At 66.9% G+C, this 20,577-nt stretch carries 23 protein-coding genes; 9 read left to right on the plus strand and 14 right to left on the minus strand.

The genetic code is table 11. The features are described 5' to 3' along the window. Positions 1-12 precede the first annotated feature (12 nt). The 11 genes from mraY to ACEQZ0_RS06590 all read right to left on the minus strand — a co-directional run bounded on the left by mraY (position 13) and on the right by ACEQZ0_RS06590 (position 10,787). On the minus strand, positions 13-1,083 hold the full coding sequence (gene mraY, locus ACEQZ0_RS06540; RefSeq protein WP_370189550.1) for a phospho-N-acetylmuramoyl-pentapeptide-transferase: 1,071 nt from the start codon (positions 1,081-1,083) through the stop codon (positions 13-15). Positions 1,084-1,101: 18 nt separating this feature from the next. Continuing rightward, the gene (gene murF / locus ACEQZ0_RS06545) at positions 1,102-2,568 is read right to left on the minus strand and encodes a UDP-N-acetylmuramoyl-tripeptide--D-alanyl-D-alanine ligase (RefSeq protein ID WP_370189551.1); all 1,467 of its coding nucleotides are present in this window, start codon (positions 2,566-2,568) and stop codon (positions 1,102-1,104) included. Then, positions 2,565-4,037: a UDP-N-acetylmuramoyl-L-alanyl-D-glutamate--2,6-diaminopimelate ligase gene (locus ACEQZ0_RS06550; RefSeq protein ID WP_370189553.1), complete on the minus strand. Its 1,473-nt coding sequence runs from the start codon at positions 4,035-4,037 to the stop codon at positions 2,565-2,567. Before ACEQZ0_RS06550 ends, murF begins: the two co-directional genes overlap by 4 nt. Further along, entirely contained in the window at positions 4,034-5,737 is a 1,704-nt protein-coding gene (locus ACEQZ0_RS06555) for a peptidoglycan D,D-transpeptidase FtsI family protein (RefSeq protein ID WP_370189947.1), read from the minus strand. Before ACEQZ0_RS06555 ends, ACEQZ0_RS06550 begins: the two co-directional genes overlap by 4 nt. 62 nt (positions 5,738-5,799) lie before the next feature. Further along, positions 5,800-6,312, minus strand: coding sequence for a hypothetical protein (locus tag ACEQZ0_RS06560; protein WP_370189950.1), 513 nt, complete (start codon positions 6,310-6,312; stop codon positions 5,800-5,802). Next, a complete protein-coding gene (gene rsmH, locus ACEQZ0_RS06565) occupies positions 6,312-7,274 on the minus strand; it encodes a 16S rRNA (cytosine(1402)-N(4))-methyltransferase RsmH (protein WP_370189557.1) in 963 nt (320 codons plus the stop codon). Before rsmH ends, ACEQZ0_RS06560 begins: the two co-directional genes overlap by 1 nt. Then, entirely contained in the window at positions 7,271-7,756 is a 486-nt protein-coding gene (locus ACEQZ0_RS06570) for a division/cell wall cluster transcriptional repressor MraZ (protein WP_370189559.1), read from the minus strand. The genes rsmH and ACEQZ0_RS06570 overlap by 4 nt, the downstream gene beginning before the upstream one ends. Positions 7,757-8,099: 343 nt before the next feature. Next, the gene (locus ACEQZ0_RS06575; RefSeq protein ID WP_370189561.1) at positions 8,100-8,840 is read right to left on the minus strand and encodes an ABC transporter; all 741 of its coding nucleotides are present in this window, start codon (positions 8,838-8,840) and stop codon (positions 8,100-8,102) included. Position 8,841: 1 nt separating this feature from the next. Further along, positions 8,842-9,204, minus strand: coding sequence for a hypothetical protein (locus ACEQZ0_RS06580; RefSeq protein WP_370189563.1), 363 nt, complete (start codon positions 9,202-9,204; stop codon positions 8,842-8,844). A gap of 31 nt (positions 9,205-9,235) precedes the next feature. After that, positions 9,236-10,252 (minus strand): cysteine synthase A, encoded by a 1,017-nt coding sequence (locus tag ACEQZ0_RS06585; RefSeq protein WP_370189564.1) that lies wholly within the window; start codon positions 10,250-10,252, stop codon positions 9,236-9,238. 217 nt (positions 10,253-10,469) lie between these two features. After that, a complete protein-coding gene (locus ACEQZ0_RS06590) occupies positions 10,470-10,787 on the minus strand; it encodes a 2Fe-2S iron-sulfur cluster-binding protein (RefSeq protein ID WP_370189566.1) in 318 nt (105 codons plus the stop codon). A 90-nt stretch (positions 10,788-10,877) separates the two neighbouring features. On the opposite strand from ACEQZ0_RS06590, the gene ACEQZ0_RS06595 reads away from it, so the two are divergent. Both ACEQZ0_RS06595 and ACEQZ0_RS06600 read left to right on the plus strand, forming a co-directional pair. Next, positions 10,878-11,495 carry a DNA-3-methyladenine glycosylase gene (locus ACEQZ0_RS06595; protein ID WP_370189568.1) on the plus strand — a complete coding sequence of 206 codons (618 nt, stop codon included), beginning with the start codon at positions 10,878-10,880 and terminating at the stop codon, positions 11,493-11,495. A 26-nt stretch (positions 11,496-11,521) separates the two neighbouring features. Next, entirely contained in the window at positions 11,522-12,328 is an 807-nt protein-coding gene (locus ACEQZ0_RS06600) for an SDR family oxidoreductase (protein WP_370189570.1), read from the plus strand. Between the two features lie 2 nt (positions 12,329-12,330). Here the strand turns inward: ACEQZ0_RS06600 and ACEQZ0_RS06605 are convergent, their stop codons facing one another. Beyond that, the gene (locus ACEQZ0_RS06605) at positions 12,331-12,624 is read right to left on the minus strand and encodes a 4a-hydroxytetrahydrobiopterin dehydratase (protein WP_370189572.1); all 294 of its coding nucleotides are present in this window, start codon (positions 12,622-12,624) and stop codon (positions 12,331-12,333) included. A gap of 57 nt (positions 12,625-12,681) precedes the next feature. Between ACEQZ0_RS06605 and ccmA the strand changes: the two genes are divergently transcribed. After that, positions 12,682-13,263 (plus strand): heme ABC exporter ATP-binding protein CcmA, encoded by a 582-nt coding sequence (ccmA, locus tag ACEQZ0_RS06610; protein ID WP_370189574.1) that lies wholly within the window; start codon positions 12,682-12,684, stop codon positions 13,261-13,263. Beyond that, positions 13,260-13,913, plus strand: a complete 654-nt coding sequence (locus tag ACEQZ0_RS06615; protein ID WP_370189576.1) for a heme exporter protein CcmB — start codon at positions 13,260-13,262, stop codon at positions 13,911-13,913. Before ccmA ends, ACEQZ0_RS06615 begins: the two co-directional genes overlap by 4 nt. A gap of 63 nt (positions 13,914-13,976) precedes the next feature. On the opposite strand, the gene map is transcribed toward ACEQZ0_RS06615, so the two are convergent. Beyond that, the gene (map, locus tag ACEQZ0_RS06620; RefSeq protein ID WP_370189578.1) at positions 13,977-14,804 is read right to left on the minus strand and encodes a type I methionyl aminopeptidase; all 828 of its coding nucleotides are present in this window, start codon (positions 14,802-14,804) and stop codon (positions 13,977-13,979) included. Positions 14,805-14,845: 41 nt separating this feature from the next. Next, positions 14,846-15,652, minus strand: a complete 807-nt coding sequence (locus ACEQZ0_RS06625) for a DUF4163 domain-containing protein (RefSeq protein ID WP_370189580.1) — start codon at positions 15,650-15,652, stop codon at positions 14,846-14,848. A gap of 47 nt (positions 15,653-15,699) precedes the next feature. On the opposite strand from ACEQZ0_RS06625, the gene ACEQZ0_RS06630 reads away from it, so the two are divergent. The 5 genes from ACEQZ0_RS06630 to glnA all read left to right on the plus strand — a co-directional run bounded on the left by ACEQZ0_RS06630 (position 15,700) and on the right by glnA (position 20,465). After that, positions 15,700-17,088, plus strand: a complete 1,389-nt coding sequence (locus ACEQZ0_RS06630) for a M17 family metallopeptidase (RefSeq protein WP_370189582.1) — start codon at positions 15,700-15,702, stop codon at positions 17,086-17,088. A 74-nt stretch (positions 17,089-17,162) separates the two neighbouring features. Continuing rightward, positions 17,163-17,516: a hypothetical protein gene (locus tag ACEQZ0_RS06635; RefSeq protein WP_370189584.1), complete on the plus strand. Its 354-nt coding sequence runs from the start codon at positions 17,163-17,165 to the stop codon at positions 17,514-17,516. Beyond that, complete coding sequence (gene argC / locus ACEQZ0_RS06640) at positions 17,506-18,444, plus strand: N-acetyl-gamma-glutamyl-phosphate reductase (RefSeq protein WP_370189586.1); 939 nt, start codon at positions 17,506-17,508, stop codon at positions 18,442-18,444. Before ACEQZ0_RS06635 ends, argC begins: the two co-directional genes overlap by 11 nt. Positions 18,445-18,657: 213 nt before the next feature. Continuing rightward, entirely contained in the window at positions 18,658-18,996 is a 339-nt protein-coding gene (locus ACEQZ0_RS06645) for a P-II family nitrogen regulator (RefSeq protein WP_370189588.1), read from the plus strand. Between the two features lie 59 nt (positions 18,997-19,055). Further along, positions 19,056-20,465, plus strand: a complete 1,410-nt coding sequence (gene glnA, locus ACEQZ0_RS06650) for a type I glutamate--ammonia ligase (RefSeq protein ID WP_370189590.1) — start codon at positions 19,056-19,058, stop codon at positions 20,463-20,465. Positions 20,466-20,577 lie beyond the last annotated feature (112 nt).

Genomic DNA, 20,577 nt, shown 5'->3' on the forward strand with positions numbered 1-20,577 from the left:
GGAGGTCCATGATCATCGTAGCTTGAGCGTTGCCAGCCCCATCAGCGCGAGGATGATGGCGACGATCCAGAAGCGGATCACCACCTTGCTCTCCGACCAGCCCAATTGTTCGAAATGATGATGGATCGGCGCCATGCGGAAAACGCGCTTGCCGGTGCGCTTGAACCAGAACACCTGGATGATGACCGAAAGCGCCTCGAACACGAACAACCCGCCGACGATGGCGAGGACGACCTCGTGATGCGTCGCCACGGCGATCGCCCCGAGCGCGCCGCCCAGTGCCAGCGAACCCGTATCACCCATGAACACCGCGGCAGGCGGCGCGTTGAACCACAGGAAGGCGAGGCCCGCCCCCATGATCGCCGCGCAGAAGATCGCCAGCTCGCCCGCGCCTTCGACATAGGGGATGCCGAGATAGCTCGAGAAGTCGACGCGGCCGACGAGATAGGCGATCAGCGCGAAGGTGCCCGCGGCGATGATCACCGGCATGGTCGCCAGCCCGTCGAGACCGTCGGTGAGGTTTACCGCATTGCCCGCGCCGACGATCACGATGGCGGCGAAGATGTAATAGAAGAACCCCAGCTCGATCCCGAAATTGTTGATGAAGGGCACATAGAGGAAGGTATTGATCTGGCTCACGGCGAGATAGCTCGCCACCCCCGCCACGGCGAATTCCATCAGCAGGCGCACGCGCGCCGAAACACCCTTGTGGCTGGCCTTGGTCACCTTGTCGTAATCGTCGAGGAAGCCGATCAGGCCGAACCCCAGCGTGACCGCCAGCACCGCCCAGATAAACGGGTTCCTGAGATCCATCCAGACGAGGACCGCCAGCGACAGGCTGATGAGGATCATCAGCCCGCCCATCGTGGGCGTGCCGCGCTTGGCGAGGTGCGATTGCGGCCCGTCCTCGCGGATCGGTTGGCCCTTGCCCTGGCGCACGCGCAGCATGTCGATGAAGCGCGGCCCGATGACCAGGCCGATGACCAGCGCGGTCATCAGCGTCGCCCCGGCGCGGAAGGTCTGGTAGCGCACGAGGTTGAAGATGCCTTCGAAATTCAACCATTCGGCGAGGAGGTACAGCAATTCGGCCTCTCGTCGCGCCTAGCCGGCGCGGGTGAAATGATCCACGAGCCGACCGAGGCCGACCGAGTTCGACCCTTTGACCAGCACGGCATCGCCAGCGACGACGCCATAGTCCTCGAGCAGCTCGATCGCTTCGTCGGCGGTTCGGCAATGCGCCCAGGCAAGCGGCTTGCCAAGCGCGGTGTTCTGCGGTTTCCCCAGTTCGCGCGCGAGCGCGAGCATCTCGTCGCCGACCAGGAGCGCATAATCGACATCGGCCTCGACGATGGGGTCGGCCAGTGCGGCATGGAATTGCGGGCCGAAATCGCCCAGTTCCTTCATCGCGCCGAGCACCGCGATCCGGCGGCCCGAGGGCGTCTGGCCGAGCTGCGCGAGCGTGGCGCGCATGCTCGCGGGGTTGGCATTGTAACTCTCGTCGATCAGCAGCGCCTTGCCGCCGGGAACGTCGATCCCGTGGCGCGCGCCGCGCCCCTTGAGCCCGCCCATTTCGGCGAGCGCGAGACCGGCCGCAGCCATGTCGCCCCCTGCCGCGCGCACCGCGGCCATCACCGCGAGCGAGTTGACTACCCAGTGATCGCCGGGTTCGGCGACGGTGTAGCACAACCGTCCTTCGGGGAATTCGCAGGTCACGAGGCTGCCGCCGTTGGCGCTGGGGATCGCATCGAGCAAGCGGACATCGGCAAAGCGTGCCCTGCCGAAGCTGACGACCTGCGCCCCGGCATTCAGCGCAGCCTGCTTGAGGCGCTCGTAATACTCGCTGTCGGCGGGGATGACGGCGATGCCCCCGGGTTCGAGCCCGGCGAAGATCTCCGCCTTGGCGTCGGCGATCGCCTCCATGCTGCCGAGGTTTTCGATATGCGCCGCGGCGATCGTGGTGATGACCGCGACATGCGGGCGTACCTGCGTGGTCAGACCGGCGATTTCGCCGGCATGGTTCATGCCCATCTCGAACACGCCGAAGCGGCTGCGCGCGGGCATGCGGGCAAGGCTCAGCGGCACGCCGACATGGTTGTTGTAGCTGCGCGTCGAACGGTGCGCGGCGCCGCGGCTGGCGCGTTCGAGGCTGGCGAAGATCGCTTCCTTGACCCCGGTCTTGCCGACCGATCCGGTGACGCCGATGATCTTCGCCTCGGCGCGGCTGCGCGCGGCGCGGGCCAGCGCCTTCAACGCCTCGGTCGTGTCGTCGACCAGGATGTGCGGCCAGTCGACCTTGCGGTCGACGATCGCCCCGGCGGCGCCATTGGCGAAGGCCTTGTCGAGGAAGCGATGGCCGTCCATCGCCTCGCCCTGCAAGGCGATGAAGAGATCGCCATGGACCACATCGCGGCTGTCCATCTCGACGCCTGCGACCTGGAAGTCGTGGCTGGCGGTGCCGCCCACGGCTTCGGCGATATCGCTGGCCGACCACAGCGTCAGCGGCAACCGGTCGCGCGAATCGGCAGGCCATTCGAGATAGGCCGGATGCCGCAGGATCGCCGCGCTCATGCATCACCTCTGGCAATTCCGGCCGCGCATTGGCGCGCGACCTCGACATCGTCGAAGGGCAGCACTCGCATGTTCTCTCCCGATCCGATGATCTGACCCGTTTCGTGTCCCTTGCCGGCGACGAGGACGATGTCCTCCGCGCCCGCTTCGGCGATGGCCGCACATATGGCTTCGCGGCGATCACCTATCTCGCGTGCCTGTGGCGCGCCCTCAAGCACCTGGCGGCGGATATCCGCAGGATCCTCTCCGCGCGGATTGTCGTCGGTGACGATCACCACGTCGCTGGCCTTGGCTGCGGCCTCGCCCATCGGTGCGCGCTTGCCGTGGTCGCGGTCGCCGCCCGCGCCGAAGACGGTTATCAGGCGACCCGTGACATGCGGACGCAGCGCGGCGACGGCCGCCTCGAGCGCGTCGGGCGTGTGGGCGTAATCGATATAGACGGGAGCGCCCGAGGGCGCGATCACCGCGCGTTCGAGCCGCCCGCGCACCGGCTGGAGACGCGCGACGCCGTCCCATACCTGGCCGGCATCGATACCCGTCGCAAGCGCAAGCCCGGCAGCCGTGAGCGCATTGGCAACCTGATAGGCCCCAATCAGCGGCAGGTTGATCGTGCGGGCCCTGCCGTCGTGTTCGATGGTCAGCGACTGGCCGAGCTGGGTCGGTTCGCGGCGGGTAAGGCGGATCGCTTCGCCCTGCTCGCCCACCGTCATGATCTCGAGGCCGCGCTGCTTCGCATGGTCGACGACACGCGCATTCCACCCGCTGTCGCCCGATCCCATCCAGATGACCGCCGTTGCGCCATCGGAGACGACCTCGTCGAATAGCCGCATCTTAGCCGCGAAATAGTCTTCCATATCGGCATGGTAATCGAGGTGGTCGCGGCTGAAATTGGTGAAGCCTGCCGCCTCGACGGGCACGCCCTCGTTGCGAAATTGCGAGAGGCCGTGGCTCGAGGCTTCATAGGCGACATGCGTCACGCCCTCGCGCGCCAATCCGCTGAGGTTGGAGAGGAAGGTGACGATATCGGGCGTCGTCAGCCCGGTCGACACGCTTTCGTCCGGCGTGGTCACGCCGAGCGTGCCGATGCTCGCCGCGCGCTCGCCCGCCATGCGCCATATCTGGCGCGTCATCTCGACAGTGGAGGTCTTGCCGTTGGTGCCGGTCACCGCGACGATATGTTCGGGCACGGGAGTGAAGAACTGCGCCGCCAGCGCGGCGAAGGCCCGGCGCGGCGTGGCATCGGCGATGTGCAGCGCGCCCTCGACCCTGGCCTCGGGCCGCGCGACGACTGCGACGGCGCCGCTTTCGATCGCGGCGGGAATGAAGTCCTCGCCATTGACGCGCGCGCCCTCGAAGGCACCGAAGACCGTGCCGGGAGCAACCTTGCGGTTGTCGATCGCGAAGCCCGTCACCTGGACGTCGGCATCGCAGGCGATTCCTGCCGCGTTGCACAGCTGGGCGAGCTTCACTTGTTGGCCTCCGGGATCAGCGGCTTGATGTCCGAGATGTCGACGTCGCGCGTGTCGTCGGGACGCACTCCGATCAGCGGGCCGATGCGCGGGACTAGGCGCCCGACGATCGGCGCCGCGTTCCAGGCCGCGGTGCGCTGGTAGGAGCTGGCGAGCGTGCCGCGCGGCTCGTCGAGCATGGCGATCACGACATAGCGCGGGCGGTCCATCGGGAAGGCGGCGGCAAAGGTCGAGACGAGCGCCGTACGCCGATACCCGGCGCTGCCGCCGGGCTTTTCGGCCGAGCCGGTCTTGCCGCCGACCCGGTAGCCGGGGGCATCGGCATTCCTGCCGGTGCCGTAGACGGCGATCGCACGCAGCAGCTGGCGCATGCGGCTCGAGGTCGAGGCCTTGAACACGCGGCGGCCCTTGGGCGCTTCGCCCGGCCCCAGCTTCTTCAGCGTCGCCGGACGCCAGATGCCGCCATTGACCATTGCCGCATAGGCGCTGGCGAGGTGCAGCGGCGTTACCGCGATGCCGTGGCCGTAGCCGACCGTCATCGAGCGCAGGCGCGGCCATTTCTCGCCCGGCCAGATCGGGAAACCCTTGGCCGGCAGTTCGATATAGGGGCGCTCGTTCATGCCGAGATCGATCATCGTGCGGCGCATGCGTTCCGGCCCGAGCTCGTCGGCCACGCGCGCGGTCACCGTGTTCGAAGAATGGATCAGCGTCTCGATGACGTTGAGATCGGCACCCAGATCGTGGCTGTCGCGGATGGTGAAGCGACCGACCTTGACCGGGCTCGCGTCCCAGCGGCGGCCAAGATTGCGGACCACGCCGGCATCGATCGCGGCGGCGATCGACAGCGGCTTGAAGGTGGATCCGAGTTCGTAGACCTGGTTGGTCACGCGGTTGAACATCAGTTTCTGGCCGCGCGCGTCGATCTTGTTGGGATCGAATTCGGGCAGCGAAGCGAGCGCGAGCACCTCGCCGCTATCGACGTCGAGCACGATGCCGGCACCGCCCTGCGCCTGGACCAGCTTCATGCCGCGGCGCAGTTCGTCCTCGAGCGCGCCCTGGACGCGCGAATCGATCGACAGCGCGACCGGGGTGCCGCGTGTGGCGGGGTTCGAGAGATGCTTGTCGAGCACCTGCTCCATGCCGACGCGGCCGTGCCCGTCGGCGGCGACATAGCCGAGCACATGCGCCGCCATCGACCCTTGCGGGTAATGGCGATCCTGTTCCATCGGCATTTCGAGCGCGAGTTCGCCGATTTCCTGCACGCGGTTGGCTTCCTCGGGCAGGACACGGCGGCGGATATATCCCTGCTTGCCCGAAGCGAGCTGCGCTGCGACGGCTTTCTCGTCGAGATCGGGGAAGATCGCTTTCAGCTTTGCTGCGACGGTCGCCGGGTCGCGTACCAGCGGCGCCCCGTCGTCGCCCAGCGCAGTCGGGTTGAACCACAGCGCATAGGCGGGGAATGCGCGCGCCAGCGGCACGCCGTTGCGATCGGTGATCTCGCCGCGCGGGGGCAGCAGCGCTTCCTCGAGCGACGTGCCGCGCAAACCGTGGTCGGACATGCCGAGATAGGCGATCCGCACCAGCGCGAGCAGGGCGACGAAAACGAAACCGAGCGCGATCCACAGCACGCGCCAGCGCGCCAGGGTCAGCGAGCGCTCGCGGATGGTGACCAGCTGGACGCGGCCCGAGGCCACCGCCATGCTCACCGCCCCGTGCCCGCTCCTGCCCGCAGCGATGGCGGGGCCGAAGCCGGAAAAGGCGTTCACTGGCTCACCTCGGCGGCGACGGCCATCGAGACGGCCGGGCGTGCGAGCCGGTCGGCCAGTCCCTCTGCAGCAGCCGATGCCAGCTCGCGGCGATCGCCATGCGGCTGGGACTCGGGCTGCTCGCCGTCATCGATCCATTCGGCGAACAGTCCCGCGCTTTCGGGGGCCGGGCGGTTGAGCGCGACGCGCACCGGCGCGGGTGCATCGACGCCGCGCGGCGTACCCAGCGCGGCGAGCTGACGCTCGTTCTCGAGATACTGGTCGGCGCGCGGCGCCGAATAGCCGAATTCGACCGCGTTCCAGTCGGACAGCTGCTGCTGGCTGGCGCGGGTCTCGAATTCGGTCTCGAGCATCAGCTTGGCCTGCTGCGCGGCGATGATCTTGCGTTCGGCGAGGCGCACGTCGCTCTTCACCGCATTGACCTTGAAGGTCAGCGCGAGGAGCAGCGCGAAGCAGATCGCCAGGACCAGCGCCCAACCGATCTGGCGGATGCGCGAACCGGGGACCATCACGCCGCCTCCCGCGCAGGCGTGGCGGTGCGCGTGGCGTGGCGCAGGACCGAGGAACGGGCACGCGGATTGCGCTCGATTTCGGCCTCGCCCGGCTTGATCGCCTTGCTGACACGAAAGAAGACCGGATCATCCTGCGCCGCCATAGGGACATGACGCGAGGCGCTCGGGGTTGAGGATGCCTCGCGCAGGAAGCGCTTGACGATCCGGTCTTCGAGGCTGTGGAAGCTGACCACCGCGAGGCGGCCGCCTTCACGCAGCAGGTGTTCGGCAGCCGACAGCCCCTGGGACAGTTCGTCGAGCTCGCCGTTCACGTGAATTCGGATGGCCTGGAAGGTGCGGGTGGCCGGGTCCTTCTTGTCATGCGGCTTGTGGCCCAGCGCCTTGCGCACCACACGGGCGAGCTCGCCGGTCGTCTCGAGCGGGCGCGCGGCGACGATCGCCCGCGCGACACGGCGCGACTGGCGCTCCTCGCCATAGGTATAGAGCACGTCGGCGATCGCCTTTTCGTCGGCCGTATTGAGGAAGTCGGCGGCGCTCTCGCCCTCCTGGCTCATGCGCATGTCGAGCGGGCCGTCGGCCGAGAAGGCAAAGCCGCGCTGCGCCTGGTCGAGCTGCATCGAGGAGACACCGATATCCATCACCACGCCGTCGACCTTCGCGACGCCCGCCGCCGCCATGACGTCGAACATTTCGGAGAAGCGATGCGGATGAAGGATGAGGCGGGGCGGATTTTCCTCCGTCTCCCGCCATGTACGACCCGAAGCAATTGCATCGGGATCCCGGTCGAACGCGTGCACGACGGCTCCGCGATCCAGCAGCGCGCGGGTGTACCCCCCGGCGCCGAAGGTCGCATCGATGACGATGTCGCCCGGTTGCGGGTCGAGTGCCTCGATGACCTCGTCGAGGAGGACGGGGATATGCGGGGCACCCCGCTCGCCCTGAGCCTGCCGAAGAGTCATTTGCCCTTGGCCTTCGCATCGGCGAGGAAGCTGTCGCAGGCGGCCTTCGCGCCCGCCCAGTCGTCGCCCATCTGGGCGAGTTCCTCGGGGTTCCACAGAGTGAAGAAGCGACCGCCGCCCTGGAAATAGAGCCCGTCCTCGATCCTGCCGAGCACGCGCAGGTGTTCGGGCATGACGAAGCGCCCGCTATCGTCGAAGGGCAATTCCTGGAAGCCGAACAACTGGCTCGAGCGAGTATCGCGGTCGTATTCCTTGCCGAGGCGGGCGGCGAGTTCTTCCTCGCGGTCGAGTTGCGCTTCGAGCTCGGGCTTGCGGCTGAGGCCGAAGCCGACGAGGCAGTTCCAGCTGGGATGCTTCATCAGGCACAGGACGCGGCCGTCGCTGCTGTCCTTCACCGCCTTGCGGAACAGGGGCGGAAGCACAAAGCGGCCCTTGTCGCCCGCGGGCGAATAGGCCTGACCGCTGTACCCTCCGAATGCCACTTGCCCCAAACCTCGAATACGGTTTCGCTCACCTCCCCACCGCACAAGACCTCCCCCTCGCCCAGACGAGTGGGCGAGCCGCCCCGCCTGGCGGCGAGACGCGCAGTGACAGTGCTTGTCCGATGTGAAGCCGGTTTATCGCGGGTCAGGCGGGGATGGAAGGGAAAATTGCGGGATTTCACGGGATAATCCGGCAAATATCTGTTTTTACATTATAATTTCACGAAGCTGATGGTGGTAATGGTTACCATATAGCTAACAAAACCAGTGGTAAGGCACGGAATTTCGACGGATTCCCGATCTTTCCCGCCCCTTCCCCGAGTCTCTCCCGCACTATCCCCGATCAGTCGGGCGAGCCCGGGCCGGAGGCAAGCGGACCGACCAGAAACCACAGCGCGTCGCGCCGCTGCGCGGGAACAGGAGCGGGGCCTTCCCAGTCGAGCAGGGCGGCATCGGCCAGCAAGACCGCCGTCCCGCTGCCGATCGTACACCGGGCAAGCAGCCCTGCACCCTCTACCGTGCATGCACGGTCGTCCGCATCGGCTTTGCGCGCCGCAAACTGCCCGGCCAGGTTGACCGGAATTGCCCTGCCCCCGATCTGGGCGAGGCTTTCGCCAGCGGCCTGGCTCTCGTCGAAGCTCAGTTCGAGTCCCCAATGCCCGAAAATGGGCGACAGCAGGACTACGTCCTGCGGGCGCCGCCGGTCGCCCAGCGGAAAGCGCGAATGGCGCGTCAACATGGGATCGGCCAGAATGACCGCCTCGCCGCCCCCGGCGAGCCAGCGGTCGAAGGCGACATTCTCAGACGGCGCGAGCGGGCGCGGCTGCGCGAGGATGACCCGGTCGAGCCCGGCGAGCGCTTCGGGCTCCAGCGTATCGAGCGGGACGAGTTCGAAACGGGTTTCGAGCTCCTCGCGCACCCAGTCCTTCTCACCCGCCCCTTCGAGCATGGCGGAGATATCGCCCTCGCCCCAATAGATCGGCAGGCTCGTAAACAAACCGACGCGCGGCTTGGTCACAGCGTCTTCGCTCGGCGACCCTGCCGAACAGGCGGCGAGGAGCATGGCCAGCGATGTCGCGAGCATCCTAATTGGCAGGCGGAGGGGCATCGGCACCGGTCTGCGGAGCGGAGGTCGGCATCACGGTCGGCTGGGCGGCAGGCTGGACCGGGAGGTCGGGCACCACGCCGGCTTCGACCAGTGGATCGTTTTGCGCGGTGGCCCTGGTCGGCTCGGTCGTCGGCGCCGCCGCAGGGACCGTGGTGGCATCGGTTTCGGCCGCACGGTTCTGGATGATGCTCGCCAGTCCGACAAGCAGGATCATCATGACGATCCCGGTGAGCCCGATCTGCAGGCGCTGGATGGTCCGCTCGCGCCGGGCACCATTGCCGGGCACCTCGGGCAGTTCGCCCACCGGCGGTTTGCGGCTCATGTCGAAGAATTGGGGCACGTGCATAAGCCTAGGCTCCGCCGCCTGCCAGTCAATCGTCCGATTGCAACCAATCGAAGACCGGCAAGCCCTTCGCCGCCAGCCATTCGGGGTTGTAGAGCGTCGAGAGATAGCGGAAGCCGGTATCGCACAGCATGGTCGCGACGCGCGGGTTCTCGCGCCCCTCGGCGACCAGCTGCTTGCCCAGCGAAACGGCGCCGGCGACGTTGATCCCGCTCGACAGGCCGAGGCACAGACCCTCTTCGCGCAGCAGCCGTGCGACCCAGACAAGCCCTTCCTCGTCCGAAATTCGGAACTGCGTGTCGATCGGCGCGCCTTCGAGATTGGCGGTGATCCGGCCCTGCCCGATCCCTTCGGCGACCGAGGAACCTTCCGCCTTCAATTCGCCATTGGCGTAGTAATTGTAGAGCGCCGCACCGTGCGGATCGGTCAGCGCGATCACCACATTCTCGTCGAACTCCTTGAGCCCCATGCCGACGCCGGCGATCGTCCCGCCGGTACCCGCAGCACAGGTGAAGCCGTCGATCCGCCCGTCTAGCTGCTTCCACAATTCGGTCGCCGTGCCTTCGATATGCGCCTTGCGATTGGCGGTGTTGTCGAACTGACCCGCCCAGATCGCGCCGTCGATCTCTTCCGCCATGCGGCGCGAGACGTGCTGGAAGTGGTTGCAGTCGGCATATTTGGTCGGTGGGACGGTGACCAGTTCGGCGCCCAGCGCGCGGATGGTCTGCATCTTCTCGCGGCTCTGGTTGTCGGGCATCACGATGATCGTGCGATAGCCGAGCGCATTGGCCACCAGCGCGATGCCGATACCGGTGTTGCCAGCGGTTCCTTCGACCACCGTGCCGCCCGGTTTCAGCTCGCCGCGCTCCTCCGCGTCGCGGATGATATAGAGCGCCGCGCGGTCCTTCACGCTGGCGCCCGGGTTGGCGAATTCGCACTTGCCGAAGATGTCGCATCCGGCTTCCGCGCTGGGTCCTGCAAGGCGGACAAGCGGCGTGTTGCCGATCAGGTCGAGCGTCTGCTCGCGTACAGTTGGTGCAATCATGTCCTGCGAGGTAGGCGCGCGGGTCGGCGGGTGCAAACTACAAGCGCTTGCAGCGTGGAAAGGGGATTATTGCAGGGTGCGGGAAGCGCCGCAGCGCTTTGCATGCGGCTGCCGCGTCCCCCTTTCGGGCGTTTTTGTGGGTGCAGTCAGGACATCCGTCCCGACCGCGCTGTTGCAGCGCGCAGCGAGTAACGAAGCCAGGCGCGAACCGGCGCCATCAATCCTCAGGCGCGATCGTCACCTTCAGCCCGTCGAGTTCCGCCGTGAAGGGGATCTGGCACGACAGGCGCGAGGTCGCCTCGCGGTGATCGGTCGATTCGAGCAGGTCGTCCTCGTCCTCGCTCATCTCCGGCAGCTTGTCGGCAAAGGCCGCATCGACATGGACATGACAGGTCGCGCAGGAACAGCAACCGCCGCACAGCGCGAGCAGCTCGTCGAAGCCGTTGTCGCGGATCGCTTCCATCACGGTCAGGCCGTCGGCGACGTCGATTTCGCTGGTTTCGCCTTCGCGGGTGGTGACGATCAGTTTGGGCATTGCGCGTATCCTCGGTTGCAAAGGGCCACTGGCCCAACCTATGCGTCGCGCTGCTATTCAATCGGGACGGGGAAGGCAAGCTCGCTCGCCATGGGTCTGACCAATGCACAATTGCGCACGCATCTCGATGCCGTAGCCGCCCAGGACGCCGTGGTCGCCGCCGCGATCGAGCGCTGCGGCTATCCCGAAGAGCGCATTCGCCCGACCGGCTACCGCACGCTGCTGCGCACGATCGTCGGGCAGCAGGTCAGCGTGGCTGCGGCCAATTCGGTGTGGACCAGACTCGAGGGCGAACTGGGCGAGGAGATGCCCCCGCACGAACTGCTCGCCCGCGATTTCGACACGCTGCGCGCCTGTGGCCTCTCGCGCCAGAAACAGGGCTATGCCCGCAGCCTGTGCGAGCTGGTGGCGAGCGGCGAACTGCAGTTCGACAGCCTGCCCGCGGACGATGAAGAGGCGATCGCCGAACTGACCCGGATCAAGGGCATCGGACGCTGGTCGGCGGAAATCTATTTGCTTTTCGCCGAGGGCCGCCAGGACATCTGGCCGGCAGGCGACCTCGCGGTGCAGGAAGCGGTCGGCCGCCTGCTCGACCTACCCGCGCGCCCGAGCGAGAAGGAAACGCGCACGCTGGGAGACAAGTGGCGCCCGTATCGCGGCGCGATGGCCATCTTCACCTGGCACACTTATAACAATGCCGCGCTCTGATTGCGCGGTCGGGAGGGAGTGAACACATGAGCGAGCGCAAGGCAATCTTCATCACCGGGGGCGGCTCGGGAATCGGGCGCGCGACCGCGCTCTATTTCGCCCAGCGCGGCTGGTTCGTCGGCCTTGGCGATATCGACAAGGCGGGCATGCGCGGGACCGAAGAGCTGATCGGCAACGGCTTCACCTATGCGCATGTCCTCGACGTGCGCGACCGCGCCGCCTGGGACGAGGCGCTCGAGGCCTTCTCGGTCGCGGCAGGCGGCCGGGTCGACGTGGTCTTCAACAATGCCGGCATTCCGCTCGGCGGCTCGCTGCTCGAAAACAGCACCGAGGAAATCGAGCGCTGCCTCGACATCAATCTAAAGGGCGTATTGTTCGGCGCGCAGGCGGCCTATCCGCACCTCCGGAAGACCGCGCCGGGATCCTGCCTGCTCAACACCGCGAGCGCCGCCGGCATCTACGGCACGCCGGGCGCCAGCGTCTATTCGGCGACCAAGTTCGGCGTCCGCGCGGTGACCGAGAGCCTCGACGGCGAATGGGCCGAGGACGGGATCAATGTCCGCAGCCTGATGCCGAGCTTCATCGATACGCCGCTGCTCGACCACAATCCCAATGCGCGCTCGAACGAGGGCATCCGCCAGCGGGTGACCGAGGCCGGGCTGGAGATCACGCCTGTGGAAGAGGTTGCCGCGGCTGCGTGGGCGGCGGTTCACGGCGAGAGATTGCACACGGTGGTCGGCAAAACGGCGAAGCGCATCGCCTTCGGCGCGCGCTGGATGCCTGGCCGGGTCCGCAAGCAGACCCGCGAATCCTTCCGTCCGCTGGGGCAGTAGGCCTAGGCCAGCAAAGCGTCGATCTTGCGCGCCATCTTGACGTCGCGCAGGCTGAGGCCGCCCGCATCATGCGTGGTCAGAGTGATTTCGACGCGGTTGTAGACGTTGAACCATTCGGGATGATGGTCGCGCGTTTCGGCGATCATCGCGACACGGGTCATGAAGGCGAAGGCTTCGGAAAAGTCGGCGAATTCGAAGGTCCGCTCGATCGCCTTGCCCTCGCGCGCGAGCGCCCAGCCGGCCAGGCCGCGCAGCCAGCTGTCGCGTTCGTCCTCGGTCAGTTGCTCGACAGTCATGGTGCGCGAATCTCCTCTGCTTGTCGCTGCGGGCGCTTTTGCCTATCGCCCCTGCCCATGCAAGCTCGCCTCGTCGCAAAGGATATAGCCTGCCGCCGCGGCGAGCGGCTGCTGTTTCGTGGGTTCTCGCTTTCCGCCGATCCGGGCGGCGCGGTCCATGTTACCGGTGCCAACGGGATCGGCAAGTCGAGCCTTCTGCGAATCCTCGCCGGCCTTTTGCGCCCCTTCACGGGCACGGTCGAACGCGAAGGGGCGCTCGGCCTGGTCGACGAACGGCTGGCGCTCGACACAAACCTGCCGCTCGCACGCGCGCTCGCCTTCTGGGAGGATATCGACGGCTGCCGCGATCCGGGTCGCGCGCTCGAAGTGCTGCAGCTCGGCCCGCTTATGGACGTGCCCGTGCGCTATCTCTCGACCGGCCAGAAAAAGCGCGCGACACTCGCCCGGCTGATCAATCGCAACTGCCCGATCTGGCTGCTCGACGAGCCACTCAACGGGCTCGACAGCCAGGCGCAGAAGGCCTTCGAGGCGCTGATCGCGCTGCACTGCCAGGGTGGCGGCATCGCCGTGGTCGCCTCGCACCAGCCGATCGCCCTGCCCGCGCCGCAGACGCTCGATCTCGCGGAGTATGCTGCATGATCGGCGTGCTGCTTCGCCGCGATCTCGGCCTGCTGCTGCCCGGGGGGCGCGGCGGCGGCGGCGTGCTGCCGCTGCTGTTCTTCCTCGCCGTCGCGATGCTCTATCCCTTCGCCGTCGGGCCCGACGCGCCATTGCTCGCGCGCACCGGCGGCGGCGTGATCTGGGTCGCGGCGCTGCTCGCGGCGATCCTCCCGCTCGAAAAGCTCGTCGCGGGCGATCTCGAGGCGGGCGTGTTCGACCAGCTGCACCTGCGTGGGGTGAGCGAGGAACTGGCGATGGCGGTCCGCCTGCTCGCACACTGGCTCGCCTTCGCGCCGCTGCTGCTGCTCGCGACCCTGCCGGCCGCCGCGCTGCTCGGCCTGACGGCTGAGACCACGCGCACCGTGCTGCTCGGCCTGCTCGCGGGAACCCCGGGGCTCGCCGCGGTCGGCCTGGCCGTCGCCGCGCTCACCGCAACGCTGCGCGGCGGCGCAGCGCTGGCCGGCCTGATGGTGATCCCGCTGGCGGTGCCGATCCTGATCTTCGGCGCAGGCGCGCTGGCGCGGCCCGATCCGGGCGCGCTGCTGCTGGCGGGCGCGATCAGCCTTGGGCTATGCGCCCTCGCCCCCTTCGCCGCAGGAGCGGCGATCAGAGCGGCGCGAGAGGGATGAGACCATTCGTCACCCCGGACCTGATCCGGGGTGACGAGACCATTGAAGCCCCGCGACCAAGCCCTAGTAAGGCGGCTTGTGCAGGCCCTTGGGGCTTTCGGTGAAGATTTCCACTCCGTCCTCGGTAATGCCGATCGAATGCTCGAACTGCGCCGAGAGCGACTTGTCGCGCGTAACCGCGGTCCAGCCGTCGCCCAGCACCTTGGCGTGCGGCCGTCCTGCGTTGATCATCGGTTCGATGGTGAAGAACATGCCGGGTTTCAGCTGCGGCCCGGTGCCCGCGCGCGCGGCATGGATCACTTCGGGGGCATCGTGGAACAGGCGACCGAGACCGTGACCGCAGAATTCCTGAACCACGCCATAGCGGAACTGGCGGGCATGCGCCTCGATCGCGGCGCCGATATCGCCCACGCGCGCACCGGGCTGCGAGGCGGCCTCGATCCCCAGCATGAGGCATTCATAGGTCACCTCGACCAGGCGCCTGGCCTTGATCGAGGGTTCGCCGGCGAAGAACATGCGGCTGGTATCGCCGTGCCAGCCATCGAGCAGCGGGGTCACGTCGATATTGACTATATCGCCGTCCTTCAGAGCCTTGTCCGACGGAATGCCGTGGCAGATCACGTGGTTGATCGAGGTGCAGCAGCTGTGCGCATAACCGCGATAGCCCATGGTCGCGGGCACCGCCCCGGCATCGAGCGTCATCGTGCGCACGAGGTCGTCGATCTGCCCCGTAGTCACGCCCGGCTGGACGAATGTGGTCAGCTCGTCGAGGATTTCGGCGGCCAGCCGCCCGGCCTTGCGCATGCCCTCGAAGCCTTCCGCCCCGTGAAGCTTGATGGTGCCGTCGCGATAGACGGTCTGGTCGCTGTCGATCACCTGATATTCGGTCATGCGCGCCCACATAGCGATTGACCGGACAATTTGCGAGTGCGCTAGTGCTTGACGCTGAACGCCCTCGCATATTCGGGCTTCACCGCGTCGAGGACCGATGCGGTGACGGGAAAATCGAGCTCGTAATCGCCCTCGGCATAGGCGCCCGCGACATAGGGCCCGAAATAGACCGCGATGCGGTCGAAGGTCTTGCCGTTGGACGAGCCGACCAGCACCTCCGCCTCGTCGAGGCCGGGGCATGTGTCGAACATGTCGTTGCTCCCCTCCTCGACCGGCGCGCCGCGCCGTTTCGCGCGCGCCTTGTCGAGCGCGTCGCACAACCGCTTGCCCAGCCCCTGCTCCAGCGCGACGGGGGAATTGAACAGCTCGATGCCCTTGACGGCCTGCCGCTTCTCGCGATCCCAGACCAGCGATTCCGTGCCGTACATGCCGTGCGCCCCGCCCGAATAGGCCGACAGATGGCCCGAAAGGCTGAGGAAGCGCGGCAGGTCGGCGACCACTTTCCATTCCTCTGCGGCGCTGTGCTGGCGCGGGGTCCACTCCCGTCCTTTCGCCGAGGCCCAGTCCTCGTCGGCTTCCTCGCGCAGTCCGGCGAGCATCGCTTCGGCACGCTTGCCGAGATAGTCGGCCAGCTCGGGTTCGGCGGCGACTGCGGCGGGCCAGGAATAGGCGAACTGGTAGCGCTCGGTCTCCTGCTCTACCGCATGCGCCCTTGCCGCCGGGGCGGCGGTCGCTTCGGCATCCGCGGTCGCGGCCTCGCTCACCCCCGCCTTCTCGGCATAGTCGGCGCGGTCCGAACAGGCCGCACTCGACAGCGCGAGCGAAATCAGGAACAGGGGCGCACGCATCGCGGTTTCCTTTGCGAAATTCGAATTGATCAGGGGCATTTTCCGATATGGCCGACAAGCAGCCGCTTATCCAGCCCGACCGGGGGCAAGAGGCGATTTCCATCCACCTCGTCAACCGCGACGGCTTCGCGGGCTGGGTGAAGAAACTCTCCGCCAGCCAGCGCGCGGCGCTGGAGGCGCAGAAATTCGACGGCAGCGGCTTTCAGGTGGGCATCGTGCCCGAGGGCGACGGCTGGTTCGCGGTCGGCGGCGTGGCCGATCCCGACAAATTGTCGAGCTGGTGCATGGCGAAGCTCGCCGAAAACCTGCCGGCGGGCACCTATCGGCGGGCCGAGGGCGAACCGGGCCCCGCGCTGCACGGCTGGCAGACCGCGCAATACACCTTCACCCGCTACAAGCAGCCCGAACGCCCCGTCGGCCCGCGCGTGCTGCTGACCCGCGAGGTCAAGGCGATCGAGCCCGCGATCGCCGAAGCGGAGGCGGTATGCCTGGTGCGCGACCTCGTGAACTCGCCGGCCGAGGACATGGGCCCCGCCGCACTCGAGGAACAGTGCGAGACGCTGGCCAAGAAGCACTCGGCCACGCTCAAGGTGACCAAGGGCGACGCGCTGGAACAGGGCTATCCCATGGTCCATGCGGTCGGCCGCGCCGCCGCGCGCCACCACGCGCCGCGCATCATGCATCTCACCTGGGGCAAGGAGAGCGATCCCGTCCTGGCTATCGTCGGCAAGGGCGTGTGCTTCGATTCGGGTGGACTCGATGTGAAGAGCGCCACCGGCATGCTGCTGATGAAGAAGGACATGGGCGGCGCGGCGCATGCCATCGCGCTCGCCGATCTCGTCATGGGCGTGGGCCTGCCGGTCCGCCTGCACCTGCTGGTGCCCGCGGTAGAGAACGCCATCAGCGGCAACAGCTTCCGTCCCGGCGACGTGCTCAGATCGCGCAAGGGGCTGACGGTCGAAATCGGCAATACCGATGCCGAGGGACGGCTGATCCTCGGCGATGCGCTGCAGCGTGCCAGCGAGGAGAAGCCCGAACTGATCCTGGATTTCGCCACGCTGACCGGCGCTGCGCGCGTCGCGCTGGGGCCCGATTACCCGGCGCTGATGGCCCGCCGCGACGAGACCGCCGAGGCCCTGATCGCGGCGGGCAAGGCGCATGACGATGAACCCTGGCGATTGCCCCTGCCCGAAGCCTATCGCGAATGGCTCAATTCGGACATCGCCGACACCGGCAATGCCCATGCCAATTCCTTCGCCGGGGCGAGCGTCGCCGGCCTGTTCCTCGACAAGTTCGTCGGCGAGGGGATCGACTGGGCGCATTTCGATACCTTCGCCTGGCGTCCGCAGGCCAAGCCGGGCCGCCCCAAGGGCGGCGACGCCTACGGACTGCGCGCCGCCTGGCACATGCTGCGGGCCCGTTTCGGGGGAGGTTGAGGCCCCCCGCCTTGCCTGAAAGCCCGTGCGCGGCTAAGCGCCCGCAACACTCACAACCGGATTTACCACACAGCGTGACTGCTCCAGCCAGTTATTCCCTCCCCGAGACTACCGTCGGCCTGAAAGGCCCGGTCGACAGGCCCGCGCCGGGAACGCTCCCGCTGCGCGGCGACCTCGCGCATATCGCGCTCGCCGAGCACTATCTCGCCGCGCATTACGTCATCCCCCAGCTGCGGCGGATCGGCGATGCGCCCGCGGTGCTCAAGCTCACCATGCGCGACGATGCCGATGATGGCGCAACGCTGGCGGCGGGTCAGGCGATCGAATTGCTCGACTGCGCCGGAGACTGGGCGTGGATCGCCTGCGGCCCCCAGGGGCCGAGCGGCTATGTCCGGCTCGGCCAGCTCGCCCCGACCAGTGACGCATAAGGTCTTCATCGACGGCGCGGCGGGTACCACGGGTCTCGAAATCGCCCAACGGCTCGCCGGGCGCAGCGAATTCACGCTGCTTGCGCTCGACGAAGAGCGGCGCAAGGACACCGCGGCCCGGCGCGAGGCGCTGAACGAGGCCGACATCGCCATCCTGTGCCTGCCCGACGAGGCCGCGCGCGAGGCGGTGGAATTGCTCGATCCGGCCGGCGGCACCCGCGTGATCGATGCCTCTTCGGCGCACCGCACAACCGAAGGCTGGTGCTACGGCTTTCCCGAACTGGTCGGGCGCGAGCGCGTAGGCACGGCGCGCCGCGTCAGCAATCCCGGCTGCTATCCGACCGGCTTCCTGGCGCTGGTCGCACCGCTCGTGCGCGCCGGACTGCTGCCCGCCGACTGGCCCTACACCGTCAATGCGGTGAGCGGCTATTCGGGCGGCGGCAAGGCGCTGATCGAACGTTTCGAGAGCGAAAACGCGCCGGCCTTCCGCGCCTATGGTTACGACATGGCGCACAAGCACCTGCCCGAGATGCAGGCGCATGCCGGGCTTGCACATCCGGTCCTGTTCGCGCCGGCGGTCGTCCCCGCCTATCGCGGCATGGTGGTCGAGGTGCCGCTGCACCTCGGCGCGATGGCGGGCAACCCGCACGCCGATGCCCTGCGCGACGCGCTGGCAGACTTCTACGCGGAGACACCCGTGGTGACGGTCCGCGACAAGGCGCCGCCAGGCGAACTCCTGCTCGAACGCGACGCGGAGCCTTCGGACGGTCTAGAACTGTTCGTCTTCGGCAATGAAGGCGGCTGGAACGCGCGGCTCGTCGCCCGGCTCGACAATCTCGGCAAGGGGGCGAGCGGGGCCGCGGTGCAAAACCTCAACCTGATGTGCGGCTTGCCCGAAACCGCCGGCCTCAAACTGACTGCTGCCTAATATTTAGGCAAGCGTTGACTGAAGCGTGAGCAGTCTTGCCCGCGCCGGCGCAGGGGATTGCCCGAAGGCACTCTCCGCCGACGCAAAAATTGCGCCAAGGGCGTTTGGCGCGCACCGAATCTTCGTCTACCCCCTCGCCCCAGCCTTGGCACGATTCTTGGAAAGAAGCGCGCGAAGGAACAGGTTCCACATTTTCCGGGGGTCGGAGACGACGTGAAAAAGATCGAAGCGATCATCAAGCCCTTCAAGCTCGACGAGGTGAAGGAGGCGCTGCACGAGATCGGCGTATCGGGCATCACCGTGACCGAAGCCAAGGGTTTCGGGCGGCAGAAAGGCCATACCGAGCTCTATCGCGGGGCCGAATACGTGGTCGACTTTCTTCCCAAGGTGAAGCTCGAAGTGGTCGTGTCCGACGCAATTGCCGAGCGCACCGTCGAAGCCATTGCCGCTGCCGCCCAGACCGGCCGCATCGGCGACGGCAAGATCTTCATTTCCACGATCGAAGGCGCACTGCGCATTCGCACCGGGGAAAAGGACGACGACGCCATCTGATTTCACGCGGGGCACGCGCCCCTGCAATTCCAGTTCAAGTTCAAACGGAGGCAATATCAATGTCGAGTGCAAAGAAGGTCCTGAAGCAGATCGAGGACGACGGTATCGAGTGGGTCGACCTGCGCTTCACCGATCCCAAGGGCAAGTGGCAGCACCTGACCATGGTCGCCAAGACGCTCGACGAGGACCAGCTCGAAGACGGGCTGATGTTCGACGGCTCGTCGATCGCTGGCTGGAAGGTGATCAATGAATCCGACATGATCCTCAAGCCCGACCTCGAGCGGGTCTATGTCGATCCCTTCAGCGCCGAACCGATGCTGATCCTGTTCTGCGACATCGTCGAGCCCTCGACCGGCGAATGGTATGCGCGCGACCCGCGCACCACCGCCAAGCGCGCCGAGGCCTTCCTCAAGTCGACCGGCATCGGCGATACCATCTATGTCGGCCCCGAAGCCGAGTTCTTCATGTTCGACGATGTCCGCTTCGAAGACGGCTATGCCGGCTCGGGCTTCGCCATCGACGACATCGAACTGCCGACCAACAGCGGCAAGGAATACGAAAGCGGCAATCTTGCCCACCGCCCGCGCGCCAAGGGCGGCTATTTCCCCGTCGCCCCGGTCGACAGCGCCGTCGATATCCGCGGCGAGATGGTCTCGACCATGATCGAAATGGGCCTCAACTGCGACAAGCACCACCACGAGGTGGCCGCCGCGCAGCACGAACTGGGCCTGACCTTCGGCACGCTCGTCGAAACCGCCGACAACATGCAGATCTACAAGTATGTCGTGCACCAGGTCGCGCATATCTATGGCAAGACCGCGACCTTCATGCCCAAGCCGATCAAGGACGATAACGGTTCGGGGATGCACACCCACATGTCGATCTGGGATGGCGGCAAGCCGACCTTCGCCGGCAACCAGTATGGCGGCCTCAGCGAAAATTGCCTCTACTACATCGGCGGCGTCATCAAGCACGCCAAGGCGCTCAACGCCTTCACCAACCCGACCACCAACAGCTACAAGCGTCTGGTGCCGGGTTTCGAAGCGCCCGTGCTGCTCGCCTATTCGGCGCGCAACCGCTCGGCCTCGTGCCGCATTCCCTACGGTGCGGGCGACAAGGCGAAGCGCGTCGAGTTCCGCTTCCCCGACGCGATGGCCAACCCCTATCTCGCCTATGCGGCGCTGCTGATGGCGGGCCTCGACGGGATCCAGAACAAGATCCACCCTGGCGAAGCGATGGACAAGAACCTCTACGACCTGCCGCCGGCAGAGCTCGCCGACGTTCCGACCGTGTGCGGCTCGCTTCGCGAAGCGCTCGAGGCGCTCGAAGCCGACCACGAGTTCCTCTTGAAGGGCGACGTTTTCACCAAGGACCAGATCGAGGCCTACGCCGAACTCAAGTGGGACGAGGTCCTGCGCGTCGAAACGACGCCCTGCCCGGCCGAGTTCGACATGTATTACAGCGCCTGAGGCGCTCCGTCCGAACCAAGGCGGACGGAAATCGATTGGGCGGTCGGAGCGATCCGGCCGCCCTTCTCTTTGTCTTGTATGAAAAAGTGAGACTTTCGAGCCACAACGCTGC

The organism is Qipengyuania sp. (assembly GCF_964227205.1).
Taxonomy (GTDB): domain Bacteria; phylum Pseudomonadota; class Alphaproteobacteria; order Sphingomonadales; family Sphingomonadaceae; genus Qipengyuania.